This is a genomic window from Paractinoplanes ovalisporus (assembly GCF_016834655.1).
Lineage (GTDB): Bacteria > Actinomycetota > Actinomycetes > Mycobacteriales > Micromonosporaceae > Actinoplanes > Actinoplanes ovalisporus.
In genome coordinates this window covers 309,488-325,913 of sequence record NZ_JAENHP010000004.1, presented here as the reverse complement: position 1 = coordinate 325,913, position 16,426 = coordinate 309,488, and the positions used below count along the sequence as shown (strand labels likewise).

At 70.9% G+C, this 16,426-nt stretch carries 16 protein-coding genes; 12 read left to right on the top strand and 4 right to left on the bottom strand.

Annotation, left to right across the window (positions count from 1 at the left end):
* Positions 1–24: 24 nt before the first annotated feature.
* On the bottom strand, positions 25–1,200 hold the full coding sequence (locus JIG36_RS15630; RefSeq protein ID WP_203377006.1) for a glycosyltransferase family 4 protein: 1,176 nt from the start codon (positions 1,198–1,200) through the stop codon (positions 25–27).
* Positions 1,201–1,225: 25 nt separating this feature from the next.
* Between JIG36_RS15630 and JIG36_RS15625 the strand changes: the two genes are divergently transcribed.
* Positions 1,226–2,086 carry an Fpg/Nei family DNA glycosylase gene (locus JIG36_RS15625; RefSeq protein WP_203377005.1) on the top strand — a complete coding sequence of 287 codons (861 nt, stop codon included), beginning with the start codon at positions 1,226–1,228 and terminating at the stop codon, positions 2,084–2,086.
* Between the two features lie 148 nt (positions 2,087–2,234).
* Positions 2,235–3,824 (top strand): sugar transferase, encoded by a 1,590-nt coding sequence (locus JIG36_RS15620; RefSeq protein ID WP_203377004.1) that lies wholly within the window; start codon positions 2,235–2,237, stop codon positions 3,822–3,824.
* Here the strand turns inward: JIG36_RS15620 and JIG36_RS15615 are convergent.
* Positions 3,821–4,681, bottom strand: a complete 861-nt coding sequence (locus JIG36_RS15615; protein ID WP_203377003.1) for a poly(ethylene terephthalate) hydrolase family protein — start codon at positions 4,679–4,681, stop codon at positions 3,821–3,823. The two genes, JIG36_RS15620 and JIG36_RS15615, sit on opposite strands and share 4 nt — an antisense overlap.
* Before the next feature lie 125 nt (positions 4,682–4,806).
* On the opposite strand from JIG36_RS15615, the gene JIG36_RS15610 reads away from it, so the two are divergent.
* From JIG36_RS15610 to JIG36_RS15570, 9 genes are all read left to right on the top strand, one after another.
* Positions 4,807–6,000: a sensor histidine kinase gene (locus JIG36_RS15610; protein ID WP_203377002.1), complete on the top strand. Its 1,194-nt coding sequence runs from the start codon at positions 4,807–4,809 to the stop codon at positions 5,998–6,000.
* Positions 5,997–6,740 (top strand): LytR/AlgR family response regulator transcription factor, encoded by a 744-nt coding sequence (locus JIG36_RS15605; RefSeq protein ID WP_203377001.1) that lies wholly within the window; start codon positions 5,997–5,999, stop codon positions 6,738–6,740. Before JIG36_RS15610 ends, JIG36_RS15605 begins: the two co-directional genes overlap by 4 nt.
* 606 nt (positions 6,741–7,346) lie before the next feature.
* Positions 7,347–8,033, top strand: a complete 687-nt coding sequence (locus JIG36_RS15600) for a response regulator transcription factor (protein ID WP_438870727.1) — start codon at positions 7,347–7,349, stop codon at positions 8,031–8,033.
* On the top strand, positions 8,030–9,061 hold the full coding sequence (locus tag JIG36_RS15595) for a HAMP domain-containing sensor histidine kinase (protein ID WP_438870726.1): 1,032 nt from the start codon (positions 8,030–8,032) through the stop codon (positions 9,059–9,061). The genes JIG36_RS15600 and JIG36_RS15595 overlap by 4 nt, the downstream gene beginning before the upstream one ends.
* Positions 9,062–9,152: 91 nt before the next feature.
* Positions 9,153–10,640 (top strand): DUF4153 domain-containing protein, encoded by a 1,488-nt coding sequence (locus JIG36_RS15590; RefSeq protein ID WP_203376999.1) that lies wholly within the window; start codon positions 9,153–9,155, stop codon positions 10,638–10,640.
* Positions 10,641–10,670: 30 nt separating this feature from the next.
* Complete coding sequence (locus tag JIG36_RS15585) at positions 10,671–11,066, top strand: DUF485 domain-containing protein (RefSeq protein ID WP_203376998.1); 396 nt, start codon at positions 10,671–10,673, stop codon at positions 11,064–11,066.
* Positions 11,063–12,685, top strand: coding sequence for a sodium/solute symporter (locus tag JIG36_RS15580; protein ID WP_203376997.1), 1,623 nt, complete (start codon positions 11,063–11,065; stop codon positions 12,683–12,685). The genes JIG36_RS15585 and JIG36_RS15580 overlap by 4 nt, the downstream gene beginning before the upstream one ends.
* 118 nt (positions 12,686–12,803) lie before the next feature.
* The gene (locus JIG36_RS15575) at positions 12,804–13,583 is read left to right on the top strand and encodes an ABC transporter ATP-binding protein (protein WP_203376996.1); all 780 of its coding nucleotides are present in this window, start codon (positions 12,804–12,806) and stop codon (positions 13,581–13,583) included.
* 35 nt (positions 13,584–13,618) lie between these two features.
* Positions 13,619–15,157 carry an ABC transporter permease gene (locus tag JIG36_RS15570; RefSeq protein ID WP_236047298.1) on the top strand — a complete coding sequence of 513 codons (1,539 nt, stop codon included), beginning with the start codon at positions 13,619–13,621 and terminating at the stop codon, positions 15,155–15,157.
* Here the strand turns inward: JIG36_RS15570 and JIG36_RS15565 are convergent.
* Both JIG36_RS15565 and JIG36_RS15560 read right to left on the bottom strand, forming a co-directional pair.
* Positions 15,154–15,381 (bottom strand): hypothetical protein, encoded by a 228-nt coding sequence (locus JIG36_RS15565; RefSeq protein WP_203376995.1) that lies wholly within the window; start codon positions 15,379–15,381, stop codon positions 15,154–15,156. The two genes, JIG36_RS15570 and JIG36_RS15565, sit on opposite strands and share 4 nt — an antisense overlap.
* Positions 15,382–15,475: 94 nt before the next feature.
* Complete coding sequence (locus JIG36_RS15560) at positions 15,476–15,709, bottom strand: hypothetical protein (RefSeq protein ID WP_307872731.1); 234 nt, start codon at positions 15,707–15,709, stop codon at positions 15,476–15,478.
* A gap of 89 nt (positions 15,710–15,798) precedes the next feature.
* Between JIG36_RS15560 and JIG36_RS15555 the strand changes: the two genes are divergently transcribed.
* Positions 15,799–16,305, top strand: coding sequence for a flavin reductase family protein (locus tag JIG36_RS15555; RefSeq protein ID WP_307872730.1), 507 nt, complete (start codon positions 15,799–15,801; stop codon positions 16,303–16,305).
* Positions 16,306–16,426: the final 121 nt, after the last annotated feature.

The following is a 16,426-nucleotide window of genomic DNA, read 5'->3' as shown; positions in this document are numbered from 1 at the left end:
AGCGTTCCCGGGTTATCGCAAGATCTACCTATGTGAGTGATCAGAGTTTGCTGTGAGGCTGTTGTAGATGTCGATCAACCGGACGGTCAGCACATCGGGGTGGAATTCGCGCAGGTAGCGGGCCCGGGCGGCGGGCGCCACGGCGGCGGCCCGGTCGCGGGCGGCCGGCAGGGCGGCGGCCAGCGCGTCGGCTCGGGGCGGCACGACCCAGCCGGCGTCGTCACCGACCAGATAGGGGATGCCGCCCACCTCGGTGCCGAGCACGGGCCGGCCCGCCGCCATCGCCTCGAGGATCACCGTGGGCAGCGTGTCGTTCCAGGTCGGCGCGGCGATCACGACGGACGAGGCGTCCCGGGCCTGGCGCATCCCGTCGCGGTCGAGGATGCCGAGATACTGCACGTCCGTACGGTCGGCGGCCGCTTGCTCGGCGAGCGGGCGCAACTCGCCGTCACCGGCGATCCGCAGGGTGCCGAGCGAGCCGTCCGGGTGCTGCCGCCAGGCGTCGAGCAACAGGCCGAGCCCCTTTTCCGGGGACAGCCGGGCCCCGTACAGGAAACCCTCACCCAACGGCGTGGGCCGGCCAGGATCGGGCATCGCGTTCGGCTTGACCACGATGTGCTCGTCCGGGATGCCGTAGTCACGCAGGTGCGCGGCGATCCGGTCGGTCAGGGCGATGAACCGGTCGACCGAACGCCAGGTCGGGCGGTGCACGGCCAGCGTGGTCGCCATCAGCGCGCTCTGGGCAGCCGAGCCGCGGTAGCAGCGGTGCTGGACCGCCGGATAGCCGATCAGCTTGCCCCGGCAGTCCTGGCAGTTGTGCCCGTCGCGGAAATAGAGCCCCGACGAGCAGACCTGACGGTAGTTGTGCACCGTCTGCACCACCGGCACCCCGTGCTTGTGGGCGGTCCGCACGACCCAGGGCGAGAGCAGCGGGTACGGGTTGTGCAGGTGCAGCACGTCCGGACGCTCGGCGGTCAGCAGCTCGGACAGGTCGCGCTGGGCGGCCCGGCCATAGATCGGGGAGAGCGGCAGCAGCGCCTTCTCGACCAGCGGCAGGTCACCGATCGAGTCGGAGCTGCGCTGGAACGGCAGCACCTCGACCCCGGCCGCCCGGAGCTGGGCGATCTCGGTGTCCACGATGACGTTCTCGCCCGACGGGACGGCTTCCCGATACCGGTTGTGCGCGACGACGACCTTCACGCCGGGAAACGCTACCGTTGACGACGTGCCCGAACTCCCTGAGGTCGAGGCGCTCGCTGCCTACTTGCGTGAGCGCGCGGTCGGCCACACCGTGCAGCGCCTCGAGGTGTCCTCGTTCAGCGCGCTGAAGACGTACGATCCGCCCGCCTCGGCCGTCGCCGGGCTGGCTGTCACCTCGGCCGCACGCCACGGCAAGTTCCTCGACATCGGCCTCGGCGACGACCTCCACCTCGTCGTCCACCTGGCCCGGGCCGGGTGGCTGCACTACCGCGACGCCTTCAAGTCGCCGGCCCCGCTCAAGCCGGGCAGCGGCCCGATCGCGATCCGGATGCGGCTCGACGACGGCTCCGGGTTCGACCTCACCGAGGCCGGCACCCAGAAGTCGCTGGCGGCCTATCTCGTACGGGATCCGGCCGAGGTGCCCGGGGTGTCGCGCCTGGGCCCCGACGCGCTGGCCGTCACCCGCGACGAGTTCGCCGAGCGCCTGAAGATCCGCAGCGGCCAGGTCAAGGGCGTGCTGGTCGACCAGGAGGTGCTGGCCGGCATCGGCAACGCCTACTCCGACGAGATCCTGCACGTGGCGAAGATGTCGCCGTTCGCGCTCACCGGCAAACTGACCGACGAGCAGATCGACGCGCTCTACGCGGCCATGCGTGAGGTCGAGACCGACGCCGTGACCCGGTCCGTGGGCATGAAGGCGGCCGAGCTCAAGGGTGAGAAGCGGGCCGGCATGCGCGTCCACGCCCGTACGGGCCTGCCGTGCCCGGTCTGTGGCGACACCGTGCGCGAGGTCTCGTTCGCCGACAAGAGCCTGCAATATTGTGCGACCTGCCAGACCGGGGGCAAGCCGCTGGCCGATCGACGCCTGTCCAAGTTGATCCGATAGCGGCGTATCGGTCACGCTACGTACACGGTTGGTAAAGCGGGCACAACGTCCGCTTCTTTCCGCCCGATCCATCGGTATAGTGGCCCGGTCCCACGTTTCCACGGCGCGGTTGTCCGTCAAACTCGTCGCGGTGCGTAATCTTTTCCGGATGCGGGAGGACGTAGGCGAGGTGACCGCTAGCCTGCATCGCCCGGTTACCGACAGCAGCCGGAGCAAACCCGTGCCGTACGACAGCTTCGAGTGGCAGCAGGAGCCGCCACCGAGCAACGGCGTACCCCGATCAGCCTGGAACCGCCAGCACAAGCGCCTGTCGCGCTGGCACCGCCCGTACACGCTGGCTCTGGTCTTCCTCGACCTGATCTCGGTGGTGCTGGCAAGTCACCTGGCCGCGACGTACATCGAGAAGTCCCGCTCGGGTTTCTACGGCAAGAGCCTGTTCTTCCTGCACAACGAGCAGCTGTTCATCTTCTTCGCCTACGTGGTCCTGCCGCTCGGCTGGCTGATCCTGCTCTGGGGCAACGGCACGTACGACCGGCGTTACCTGGGCCTGGGCAGCGAAGAGTTCAAGCGCATCGCCCGCACCTCGGTCACCATCGTGGCCTGCGTGTCACTGCTCGCGTTCGCCACCAAGGCCCCGCTGTCCCGGGGCACGGTCGCCGCCGTCTCGCTGATGGCCGTGGCCTTCCTGCTGGTCGGCCGGGTCGCCGCCCGTCAGGTGCTGCACTTCGCCCGCCGCAAGACCGGCCACGGCGCCCACCGGATGATCCTGGTCGGCACGCTGCCCGAGGCCCTCGAGGTCTACACGGCGGTCACCCGCAGCCCGGCAGCCGGCCTGATCCCGGTGGCCATCCACATCACCGACGGCTATGCGGCCGCCCGCGGCATCGAGACCCCGGTGCCGGTCTACGCCGCCCGTGACGTGCTGGCCCTGGTGCGTGAGGTCGGCGCCGACACGATCGCGGTCTGCGGCTCGGCCAGCGCCGAACCGGGTGAGCTGCGCCGCCTGGCCTGGCAGCTCGAGGGCACCGGGGTCGACCTGGTGGTCGCGCCCCAGCTGACCGACATCGCCGGCCCCCGCGTCCACATCCGCCCGATCGAGGGCCTGCCGCTGCTCCACGTCGAGGAGCCGACCCTCTCGGGTCCCGGCTGGCTGGTGAAGAACCTGATCGACCGGGTCGCCGCCGGCCTCGGCCTGCTGCTGATCAGCCCGATCCTGCTGGCCATCGCGATCGGCATCAAGCTCTCCGACCCCGGCCCGGTGTTCTTCCGTCAGCCCCGGGTCGGCCACGAGGGGCGCACGTTCCGGGTGTGGAAGTTCCGCACGATGTACGTGGACGCCGAGGAGCGCAAGCGCACGCTGGAGGAGCTGAACGAGTCCGACGGGATGCTCTTCAAGATGAAGAACGACCCCCGGATCTTCGCGTTCGGCGCCAAGCTCCGGGCCACGTCGCTCGACGAGCTCCCCCAGCTGATCAACGTGCTCAAGGGCGAGATGTCGCTGGTCGGCCCGCGGCCGCTGCCGGCCGACGACGGCGACTACCTGGGCGACGTCCGCCGCCGGCTGCTGGTCCGTCCCGGCATCACCGGCCTGTGGCAGGTGTCGGGCCGGTCCGATCTGTCGTGGGACGAGGCCGTACGCCTGGACCTCTACTACGTGGACAACTGGTCCCTGACGTACGACCTCGGCATCCTCTGGCGAACGATCTTCGTAGTGCTCAAGCGCAAGGGCGCCTACTAGCTATAGGGGCAGGTGCTGCGCCACTCCTGGATCGCCGACCCCGACGGGTTGGGGCACAGGAACTGGTCGTAGCGGGTGTCGTCGTCGATGAACCTCTTCAGCCACGAGATGCTGTACTTGGCGACGGTCACGTTGGTCGAGGTCGGCGCCGAGTGCGAGGCGTTGTTGAGCTCCAGGTACGCCTTGTCCGACGTGCTCGGCAGGCTCGTGTAGAACGGCTCGGAGTGGGAGCTGACCGGCGCCACGGTGTCGTTCTCGGCGCCGATGATCAGCGTCGGCACCCGGTCCGACGACCAGCTCTTGGTCCCGTGCCACGGCGTGAGCGGGACCGCCGCCTGCAGGGACGGGCGCGACACCGAGGCCGACAGACTGCCGCCGCCGCCCATCGAGTGGCCCATGACCCCGAGGCGGGCGGCGTCGATCCGCGTACGGACGCTGCTCGTCCTGGTCAGGTAGTCGAGCGCGGCCAGAAGCTGGGTGCCGCGCGAGGCCGGCTGATCGAGCGTGCTCAGCGTGTCGATCGTGATCACCACGAAGCCCTGCGAGGCCAGCCGCGGCCCGAGCCACGAGACGCTGGACTGCGAGGCCGTGAACCCGGGTGACACGGCGACGGCGCCGAACGTGCCCTCGGCGGTGCTGGTCGGGTAATAGATCGTTCCCCCGCCGAACCCGCTGACGGAGGAGCGGGCGACGGTGGTCTGGGCGATCGCGAAGGAGCCCCGCGACGCCTCGATGCTGCTGGTGGTGGGGGCGGGACCACGCTCGTACGGGTTGGCCGCGAGCGCGGGGGAGGCGGGTGAGACCCCGATGAGGGCCGCGGCGAGGACGGCGGCGACGAATCCGGTTTTCCGTGCCATGGAACTCTCCCTGGGATGTGGGTGAGCCAGATATCGATGTGTTCACATTGTTGATCACTCTGTTACCGGCCGGTAATCCCAATTGGCACCCTGCCAATACGGTATGACCGCCTACTATCTGTCGCGTGGCGGGACAGGTCGGAAGTGTGCTGGCGGTAGTCGCCGTTCTGGCCGCGCTGGCCGCCGCGGTCGTCGCCGTGGTCCGGCTCCGGGCCCGCCGCGGCATCGCCACCGCCATGCAGCGGGCCACGTACGACGTGCTGCACACCGCCGCGCTGGCCGCCGACCCGCTGCGGGCCGGCCTGAGCCCCGGCACCGCCGCCAAGGCCGCCCGCCCGCTGCGCACCCTGGTCGGCGCGGCCGGGCTGACGATCACCGACGGGGATACCTGCCTCGCGTTCGACGGTCGCGGCAGCCACCACAGCGAGCAGTTCACGGCGGCCGCCGTCCGGGCCCTCGACAGCCAGCGCTCGATCGTGCTGTCCGCCTCCGACCTGCCCTGCGACCTGGTCGACTGCATCGTGCGCGGTGCCGTGGTGGCGCCGCTGCCGAGCCCCGACGGCCGGGCCGTGGCCGCGATCGTGGCCGTCGCCGACGACCACCCGGCGCCCGGCCTCGTGCAGGCCACCCTCGAGGCCGCGCGATGGGCCGGCTCACAACTGGCGCTGGCCGAGCTCGACTCGTCCCGCGAGCGGCTGGCCAAGGCCGAGGTGCGGGCGCTGCGGGCCCAGATCAGCCCGCACTTCATCTACAACGCGCTGACCGCGATCGGCTCCTTCGTCCGTACGGATCCCGAGCGGGCACGCGAGCTCATCCTCGAGTTCGCCGAGTTCACCCGCTACTCGTTCCGCGCGCACGGCGACTTCACGACGCTGGCCGAGGAGCTGCGCTCGATCGACCGCTACCTCACGATCGAGCGCGCCCGGTTCGGCGACCGTCTGCAGGTACGGCTGCAGATCGCACCCGAGGTGCTGCCGGTCGGCCTGCCGTTCCTGTGCCTGCAGCCGCTGGTCGAGAACGCCGTCCGGCACGGTCTTTCGCGCAAGCCCGGCGTCGGTATGGTGAGCATCGAAGCCCAGGACGCCGGCGCCGAATGCCACATCACGGTCGAGGACGACGGGGTCGGCATGGATCCGGCGGTGTTCGCCGCCGGCATGCCCGAGACAGACGACGGGCAGCACGTGGGCCTGGCAAACGTGGACGAGCGGTTGAGGTCGGTCTTCGGCGACCACTTCGGCCTGGTGGTCGAGACAGCCCCCGGAGCGGGTACGAAGGTGAGCATGCGGGTCCCGAAGTTCCACCCAGGAGTACGCGCGTGAGCCTGGTCGTGCTCGCGGTCGACGACGAGCCCCCCGCCCTGGACGAGCTGGCCTACCTGCTCAACGCCGACGGGCGGGTCGCCCACGTGCACCGCGCGGGCGACGCCACCGAGGCGCTGCGGGTCCTGCGCGACACCGAGGTCGACGCGGTCTTCCTCGACATCCGCATGCCCGGCCTGGACGGCATGGAGCTGGCCCGCATCCTGCGCCGTTTCGCCCGCCCACCCGCGATCGTCTTCGTGACCGCGTACGACGACGGCGCCGTGGACGCTTTCGACCTGGGCGTCACCGACTACGTCCGCAAGCCCGTCCGGGCCGAACGCCTGGGCGAGTCCCTGCGCCGCGTGGCCGGCTCCCGCCTGGTCCCCACCGCGGCCCCCGCCCCGCCGGTCGACGAGCCCACCATTCCCGTCGAGCTGGCCGGCACGACCCGCATGCTCCCCCGCTCCTCGGTCCGCTGGGTCGAGGCCCAGGGCGACTACGCGAGGTTGCACACGTCGGACGCCTCTCACCTGGTCCGGGTCTCCCTGGCCACGTTGGCCGAACGCTGGGCCGACGCCGGTTTCGTCCGCATCCACCGGTCCTACCTGGTCCAGATCCGCCTGATCGCCGAGCTGAGACTGACCGGCTCGGGCTACGTGGTCTCGGTCGACGACATCGAGCTCCCGGTGAGCCGCAGACACACCCGGGAGCTGAAGGACCGCCTGATCAGAGCCGTAAAACACGACTGGACCCGCTGACTTTCCCCACCCCGTCCACACGGTTGTCCACAGCCTCACAGCCTTTTCCACAGAGTTATCCACAGGCCAGCCAGCTGGGGACACGGCATCTCAGGACTCTGCGAGGCGTCGCCAGGCGGGAGAGGTACCTCCTGTTCCTGACGCCGCCGTCGAATCGACCTAGCAGAAGCCCGGTTGGGTCCTGCTAACCGACGGTGGCGAGGTGCACCGACCACACCCGACCACAGGAACCTGCTGTTGTGCGGCCTGAGCCACGACTCGGCGACCCCCGTGCGTAGTCATGCGCCCGCCGACAGCGTTCTCTGCGCCAAGTGCAGCGGCCGGCTCGGCGAGGGTCGTCGCGAACATGGAGTCTCCAACCGGCCCAGGAGCGGCAAACCGAGGCGGGTCGACCTGGAGGAGATCGACAAGAGGGACCGGGAACGGGAACGCGGCACGTCCGTCCGTGCGCTGCGAGGCGGATTGCCCTCGTAAAGCGTGCGGATGATCTCCACAGGTTGTTCACAAACTCACCGCCACGCCTGCACTGCCGGTCAATAGGCTCACCGCCGTACGGTCGGTGGGTCACGGGGGCCCACCGGCCGCCTGGACGAGGGGGTGCGGAGCGTGGAGATCGAGCGACGCGTGCTCGTCGTGGAGGACGAGCGGACCATCGCCGAAGCGGTTGCCGCCCGGCTGCGGGCCGAAGGGTTCGCCGTTGAAGTGGCCGGGGACGGGCCGTCCGCGGTTGAGGCCGCCCGCCGGAACCCGCCCGACGCGATCGTGCTCGACGTGATGCTTCCCGGGTTCGACGGGCTCGAGGTCTGCCGGCGCATCCAGGCCGAACGCCCGGTGCCGATTCTCATGCTCACCGCCCGCGACGACGAGACCGACCTGCTCGTCGGGCTTGCGGTTGGCGCCGACGACTACATGGTCAAGCCGTTCTCGATGCGGGAACTGGCTGCCCGCGTGCACGCCCTGCTGCGGCGCGCGCAGAAGGGGCAGGCGCCGGCGCGTGATGACAAGATCCTGCGGTTCGGTGACCTGGAGATCAACCAGTCCGAGCGGCGGGTGCAGCGGGCGGGTGTCGAGGCGCATCTGACGCCGACCGAGTTCGACCTGCTCGTCCATCTGGCGGCCCACCCCCGTACGGTGCTTCCGCGCGAACGCCTCCTGGCCGACGTCTGGGGCTGGGCCGACGCGTCGGGGACCCGCACCGTCGACAGCCACATCAAGGGACTGCGCCGCAAGCTGGGCTCGGACCTCATCCGTACGGTGCACGGGGTGGGTTATGCCCTCGAGGTCGAGAAGTGAAGGAGCGCCTAACTCGCGCGCTGGCCTGGCTGCCCCGGCCGCTCGACCCGGTCCGGTCGATCAAGATGAAGATCATCATGGTCCTGCTGGCGGGTGGCCTCAGCGGTCTCTTCTGGTTCTATCTGTGGCTGGGCTGGTTCCCGTTCTGGACCGGGGTCACCGCGACCGTCATCGGCGTGACGATCGTGCAGTTCCTGGCCCGCGGCATGACCTCGCCACTGCGGGAGATGACCGCGGCCGCCCGGTCGATGGCGCAGGGCGACTACGACCGCCGGGTGCGCGCCACCTCGGCCGACGAGGTGGGCGAACTCGCCGCCGCCTTCAACCAGATGGCGGCCGACCTGGCGGCGGCGGACCGGCAGCGGCGTGAGCTGATCGCCAACGTCTCGCACGAGCTGCGGACGCCCATCACCGCACTTCAGGGCCTGCTCGAGAACATCGTCGACGGTGTGGCCAAGGCCGAACCGGCGATGATGCAGACCGCGCTGGCCCAGACCGAACGTCTGGGCCGCCTGGTCACCGAACTGCTCGACCTCTCCCGCATCGACGCCGGCGTGGCGCCGCTGAAACGCCACCCGATCGACGTGCCGGCCTTCCTCGACGGCGTGGTGCGCGAGGCCGAGGTCAACGCCGCCGGCTCGGGGCGGGACGTGAACTTCACGATCGTCTCAGCGGCGGCGCTGGTCGTGCCCGGCGACCGGGAGCGGCTGCACCAGGTGTTCGCGAACCTGCTCGACAACGCGGCCCGGCACAGCCCGCCCGGCGGCACCGTTCAGGTGCGGGCGCAACGGCACGACCACCACGTTCTGATCGCCGTCGCCGACGAGGGCGAGGGCATCCCGCCCGAGGAACGCGACCGGGTCTTCGAACGGTTCACGCGCGGGGAAAGACCCGGCGGTGGCGGCACCGGCCTCGGTCTCGCCATCGCCCGCTGGGTGGTTCAACTGCACCACGGCACCATCGCCGCCGTCGATCCCGAGCGGCCCGGCTGCCAGATCAACGTGACGCTCCCCCTCGGCACTCACTGAGACCCGCCCCACAAGACGGAGGTACATCGTGTCGATAGCCCCTGCCCAAAAACAGCCCGTCAAGCCTCTGCCGCAACTGCACGGACCGTGGATGTCGAGCATGCCCTGGGGCCGGCAGTGGGCCGGTCCGGGCCGCCCGGCCTCGGTCGTCACGGTCGCGGCGGTCGCGGGGGCCGCCGCCGTGGCCGCGCTCGGCCTGCCGCTCGACCGGCCCGGCATCGGATGGCTGCTCACCGCCCTGGCCGCCGTCGCCGCCGTCGCCGTGGCCGACACCACGCGGGTCACCCGGGGTCCGAAACCGCTGGTCGTCCGCTCACGGCCGAGGCTCGGCGCCGAGCAGATCGCCTGGGCCGCGGCCACCGTGGCCCTGTTCGCCGTCGGCACGTTCCGCTCGGCCGGCTGGCTGTTCACGCTCTGTGTGCTGGTCGCCGGTCTCACCACCGCCCTGGCGCTGGCCGGCGGCCGTTCGATGCGCAGCATCTTCGTGGCGTGCACGCTGCCGTTCTTCGCCGCGCTGCGAGCGGTTCCGTGGCTGGCCCGCGGCCTTTCCCGTCCGGGCGAGGAAAAACTGGGCAATTCCCGCGTACGCATCGTGGCCACCGCCGTCGTCTCGGCCGTCCTGCTCGTGGCGTTCGGCGCGCTGCTCGCCTCGGCCGACGAGCGCTTCGCCCACGCGTTGGAACGGCTCGTCCCCGATCTCGGCGTCGACACCGTCTTCCGGTGGATCTTCGTCGGCGGTTTCGCGGCGATGGGCGTAGGCGGCGCCGCGTTCCTCCGGGCGGCCCCGCCCGACATGTCCAAACTGGACCGTACCCAGGGCCGCAAGGTGCACCGCTGGGAGTGGGCGGTCCCGCTGGGCCTGCTGACCTTCCTTTTCGCGGCCTTTGTCGCCGTCCAGGCGGTCACGCTGTTCCGGGGCGACTTCGGCGTGCAGGAGTACGCCGATGAGGCGCGCAGCGGTTTCTGGCAGCTCAGCTGGGTCGTCGGCCTGACCCTGCTGGTGCTCGCGGGTGCGGCCCGCTGGGCGCCGCGCGAGAATCCGGCCGACCGTCTGCTGATCCGGGTCATCCTCGGCACACTGACCGCCCTCACCCTGGTGATCGCCGCGACCGCGATCCAGCGCATCACCCTCTACACCGCCGAGTACGGCCTGACCCGCCTGCGCCTGCTGGTGCTCTGCTGCGAGCTGTGGTTCGTGTTCGTCCTGCTGCTGGTGCTGGTCGCGGGCCGCCGGATCCGGGCCGCCTGGCTGCCCCGAGTCGCCATCGCGGCCGGGGTCAGCGCGCTGCTCGGCCTGGCCGTGGCCAACCCCGATGCCATGATCGCCGAGCGCAACGTGCAGCAGCACGGCAACCGCCCGATCGACCTCAGTTACCTCGGCGACCTCTCCCCCGATGCCGTCCCCGCGCTGACCCGGAGCGGCGACCTGACCCCGGAGCAGCTGCGGTGTGTGCTCGGCCGCCTCAACACCGGCCCGATCTCGCAGCCCGACGACTGGCGCAGCTGGAACCTGGGCCGGGAGCAGGCCCGCCTGCTGATCGCGGCCCGCGGCAACCCCACTTTCGACTGCACCCCTTGACATCCCGTCGTCGGCGGCCAGACTCCGCACATGGCCGCCGACGACGAACCGAGCACCAAGCCCCTCCGTACGCGGGTGGTGCTCGGTGAGGCGGCGACGCGCCGACGCCCCGCGGACCGGGCCCAAGCCGACCTGGCGGAGCAGACGCCCGTCGGCGAAGCGCTGGTCAAGGGCCTGATGCGGGCCCAGCTCGCACTCGCGTTGCGGCTCGCGGTGGTGGTCGTGACCGCGCTCGGTTCGCTGCCGCTGCTGTTCGCGGTCGCTCCCGGCGTGGGCGGGCTGAAAATCTTCGGCATCTATCTGCCCTGGCTGCTGCTGGGCGTGCTGTCGTTCCCGTTCCTGATCGGCGTGGGCTGGGCCTACGTGCGGTGGGCGGAACGCAACGAACAGGACTTCATCGCTCTGATCCGCAGGCCCGAGCCGTGAACCCGTACCTCGTCCCCGGTCTGATCGTCGTGGTGCTGGTGACCGTCGGCATCGGCGTGTACGGCCTCCGGTTCGCCCGCACCACCTCCGACTTTCTCGTCGCGTCGCGGTCGGTCAGCCCGGCCTGGAACGCCGCGGCGATCAGCGGCGAGTACCTGTCGGCGGCGTCGTTCCTCGGCGTCGCCGGGCTGATCCTGCGCTACGGCGTCGACGTGCTCTGGTACCCGGTGGGTTTCGCCGCGGGCTATCTGGCGCTGCTGCTGTTCGTGGCCGCGCCGCTGCGCCGGTCGGGCGCCTTCACGCTGCCCGATTTCTGCCAGGTACGCCTCGGCTCGCCCCTGCTGCGCACCCTGGCCAGCGTCTTCGTGGTGTTCATCGGCTGTCTCTACCTGGTGCCGCAGCTGCAGGGCGCGGGGTTGACGTTCACCACGGTCACCGGCGGTTCGTACGTCTGGGGTGCCCTGCTCGTCGGCGTCGTGGTGACCGCCAACGTGGCCCTCGGCGGCATGCGCGCGATCACGTTCGTGCAGGCCTTCCAGTACTGGCTCAAGCTGACCGCGCTCGCCGTCCCGGTGATCTTCCTGGCCCTCCAGTGGCAGTCCGACGGCCGCCCGGTCGTCACACCCGACGCCGGCGCCACCTTCCCGGTCGCCACGACCGTGGTGATCGAGCAGGACGCCCTGGTCGACGGCGTCCCGGTCGAGAAGGGGCAGCAGCTCAGCTATGACGCCGGCGCCCCGGTGCCCGAGGTGAGCACTGTGGACGCCGCGTTCGGGGCCGACTGGCTGCTCCCGGGCGGCGACGGCACCCTGTTCGCCACATATTCGCTGATCCTGGCCACCTTCCTGGGCACCATGGGCCTGCCGCACGTGCTCGTCCGCTTCTACACCAACCCCGACGGCGCCTCGGCCCGGCGCACCACCCTGGTCGTCCTCGGTCTGGTCGGCGCCTTTTATCTCCTGCCGACCCTTTACGGGGTGCTCGGGCGCATCTATACCCCGCAGCTGCTGATGACCGGACGCACCGACGCCGTGGTCCTGCTGCTGCCCGAGGCCGCGCTCGGCGGCGGCCACCTGGCCCAGCTGCTCGGCGCCCTGGTCACCGCGGGCGCGCTGGCCGCGTTCCTCTCCACGTCGTCCGGCCTGCTCACCAGCGTCGCCGGGGTGGTCTTCACCGATGTGCTGCGCGCCGGCCGCGGGGGCTCGGTCCGCGACTTCCGCCTGGCCACCGTACTCGCGGCCTCGGTTCCGGTGCTGCTCTCGCTCTATGTCTCCAACATGGACGTCTCGCGCGTGGTCGGCCTGGCCTTCGCGGTCGCCGCGTCGAGCTTCTGCCCGCTGCTCGTGCTCGGCATCTGGTGGCGGCGGCTGACCGACGTCGGCGCGGTCGCCGGGCTGCTGGCCGGGGGTGGTGCCTCGATGGCGGCCGTGCTGATCACCGTGCTCGGCCCGCCGCTCGACGGCTGGCTCGGCGACGCCGTCAGCCAGCCCGCCGCGTGGACCGTGCCGCTGGCGTTCCTGGTGATGATCGTCGGATCGCTGCTGACCAGCCGGCGCGTCCCGCACGACGTCGGCGCGACCATGTTGCGGCTGCACGCGCCCGAGTCGCTGCGTGTCTGACCGGCCGACGCGATCAAAGCCGGCGCGACCCAGGCCGGCGCGATCAAGGCAAGTGTTTGAGGCGCCGCGTGTCTGATATGTGCTGGTCACGGCACCGGCCAGCGACTAGGTTCACAGCATGACGGTGCCGGCGCCACGCGAGGGGGATCAGGGCGCGGCGTTGTCGCTGCGCGGTCTGGTCAAACGGTTCGACACCAAGCTCGCGGTCTCCGAGGTCAGCCTCGAGGTGCCGGCCGGCTCGTTCTACGGGCTGCTCGGTCCCAACGGCGCCGGCAAGACCACCACGCTCTCGATGGCCGTCGGCCTGCTGCGCCCCGACGCCGGTCACGCCGTCCTTCTCGGGCACGACGTGTGGGCCGACCCGGCCGCGGCCAAGGCCCGCCTCGGCGTGCTTCCCGACGGCGTACGCCTTTTCGACCGTCTCACCGGCCCCGAACTGCTCGCCTACCACGGCCTGCTGCGCGGCATGGACGCGGCGACGGTCGACCAGCGCGCCCGCGAACTGCTCGACGTGCTCGAACTCGGCACCGGCAACTGCACCCTGGTCGTCGACTACTCGGCCGGCATGCGCAAGAAGATCGGTCTCGCCTGCGCGCTGCTGCACGCGCCGCGCCTGCTGGTGCTCGACGAGCCGTTCGAGGCGGTCGACCCGGTCTCGGCCGCCCGCATCCGCGAGATCCTCCAGCGATACGTCTCCGGCGGCGGCACGGTGATCTTCTCGAGTCACGTGATGGAGGTCGTCGAGCGGCTCTGCTCGCATGTCGCGATCCTCTCCGACGGGGTGCTGCGCCGGCACGGCACGCTCGACGAGGTGCGCGACGGCAGCTCGCTCGAAGAGGTCTTCGTGCGAGTGGTCGGCGGCCGGGTCAGCACCGGCTCGGAGCTGGCGTGGCTCTGAGCCCCTGGCCGTTCGTCCGCCTCAAGCTGCGGCTGATGGTCAACGGCATGCGCGGGCGCCCGGCCCGGATCGTGCTCTTCGTCCTCGGCGCCGTGATGGCCGGGTTCTTCGCGATCTCCGGTTACGCGATCTTCGCGATCCCCGGCGTGGTCGGCGACGCCCGCGCCGCCGGCATGCTGCTCCAGCTCGGCGGCTCCCTGCTGGTCGTGGGCTGGCTGGTGCTCCCGTTGATCTTCTTTGGGATCGACGAGTCGCTCGATCCGGCCCGGTTCGCGCTGTTCCCGCTACCCCGGCGCACCCTGATCACGGGCATGTTCGCGGCCGCGCTGGCCGGGCTGCCCGCCCTGTCCACACTGGCCGCCACGGCCGGGATGGTGAACACCGTGGCCGCGCTCGGCGGCGCCGGCGCGGCGTTGATCCAGGTCGTCGGCATCCTGGGCGGCCTGTTCCTGTGCGTGGCCGCGAGCCGCGCGGTGACCAGCGCCTTCGCCACCGGGCTGCGCTCGCGCCGCTCGCGTGACCTGGCCGTGGTGATGTTCGCCGTGCTGGCCGCGCTGCTCGGGCCGCTGCAACTCGCGCTGCTGGCCGGGGCCGAGCGCGCCGACTGGGGCGCGTTCGCCGTGCTGGCCGACGTGCTGGGCTGGACACCGCTGGGCGCCCCGTACTCGCTCGGGCTCGAGGTCGCCGAGGGCCGGCTGTGGGCCGTACCGCTGAAGCTCCTGATCGTCCTGACGACCCTGGCCGGGCTGCTCCGCTGGTGGAGCGCGACTCTGGAGAGCGCCATGGTCGGCTCGGTGAGTGAGAGCCGGGGCGGCGACCGGGATGTCGCCTCGCCGACCGGTCTGCTGCTCGGCCGCCGGTTGCCCCGCAGCCGCTTCGGCGCGCTGGTCGCCCGCGAGACCCGTTACTGGTGGCGCGAGACCCGGCGGCGGGCCGCGCTCATCACGTTCACGGTGGCCGGGATCTTCCTGCCGGTGTCGATCTCGCTGAGCGGTGGTTCGGCCGGGCCGATGGCGGTCTTCGTCGGGGCGATCGCGGCGATCGCGCTGGCCAACCAGTTCGGATACGAGGGGAACGCGTACGCGGCCAATGTCACCGCCGCCGTGCCGGGCCGGGTCGAGATCCACTCCCGGGCCACGGCTCACGCGTTCTTCGTGCTGCCGTTGTTGCTGCTGGTCGCCGTCGTGGTGGGTGCGGTGACAGGCCGGCCCGAGCGGATCGCCGGCGATCTGGGGCTGCTGATCGCCACGTACGGCGCGGGTCTGGGCCTGGTGTTGCCGCTGTCGGTGCGGGCCGCCTATGCGCTGCCCGAGTCGACCAGCCCGTTCGCCGTCTCGTCGGGCGGCGGTGCGGCCAAGGGCCTGCTGACCTTCGGCGTCATGATCGGCACGCTGCTGGCCACCGTGCCCCTGCAGATCCTGGCCTGGACGCTGGGCGACGTGTGGCTGTGGATCGGGTTGCCGGCCGGCGCCGCGTTCGGCTGCGCGGCCTACCTGATCGGCTCGGGGGTGGCCGGCGACTGGCTCGACCGGCGCATGCCCGAGGTGCTGGCCGCCGTGACCGCGGGCCGTTAACGCTTCTTGATCAGGCCGTCCTTCTTCACGAAGATGACCCGCCGTTCGAGCGCGTCACCGGACGGGCCGAGCACATAGCCGTCGATCCACAACCATCCGTCGTACGTGATGCGGGGGTCGACCCGAATGACGCGGAACGTGAGCGCGCGCTCGCCCTGGAACTGGACGCTGGCCGCGCCACCCACAAAGAGCACGTCGCCGGGACGCGGCAACGCCTCTGTCATCCGCCCCTCCCCCATATCGCTTATGTACGTACGCGATTACGGAAGGGATTACGCTACCGACGATTCGTTCACGCCCACATGCCCCGAACGCGTCTCACCCGATGGCCGGACGGAGACCCTCGCGGCGTACGAAAATGCGGCGCCGCTGCAATGCGGTGCCGGTGGGGTCGAGCACATATCCTTCGAGCCACAACCAGCCGTCGTACGTGCTGCGTTGATCGACCCGGATGAGACGGAAGGTCAACGCCCGCTCGCCCTCGAACTGCACGCTCGCTTCGCCGCCGATGTGCAGCACCTCTCCGGGTTGCAGCTGCACTTGCTGATGCACGGGCGACCTCCTCCCGACGAAGATAGTTGTTGATCAATCGCGGGGGATAGCTATGTGCACCTTCTGTAACCAAAGAGAGAATGGTGCCCGTGACGATTCACTCGACTGATCCATTCGCCACTCCGGACGGGGAGAAGTCGGCCGTACGGCGGTTGCGCGGGCGTCTGGCGGCGCCCGTCACGCTCTGGACGACCCCCGGGCCGGCCGGTCTCACCGTGTCGTCGACGCTCGTCGCGGACGGTGACCCGGGCCGAGTGCTCGGCCTGATCGACGACGAGAGCGACTTCTGGGACGCGCTCGAACAGAGCGGCCGGTTCGCGGTGGTCGCGCTGACCCCGGCCGACCGGCAGCTGGCCGACCGGTTCGCCGGTCTGATGCCCGCGCCGGGCGGCCTGTTCGCCGGCGACGACTGGACCGACACCGACTACGGCCCGGTGCCGGCCGGAGACCGGACGTGGGCGGGCTGCCGGCTCGAGTCGTCGCGGGTCGTGGGCTGGGCGCTGCTGGTCGAGGCGGTGATCGAGAAGGTCACGGCCGGGCCGTCACCCGACCCGCTGATCCACTATCGAGGCCGATATCACACGCTGGGCGGTTGACCCCCCCCCCGGCCTGACCACCCCGCTCAGCGCAGTCAGACCACCACTCGGCGCAGGGGCCGACCGGTCGGTCTCGGGCACCACCATCTCTCCGTACGTTGCCGGAAAGTCCGCCCCACCC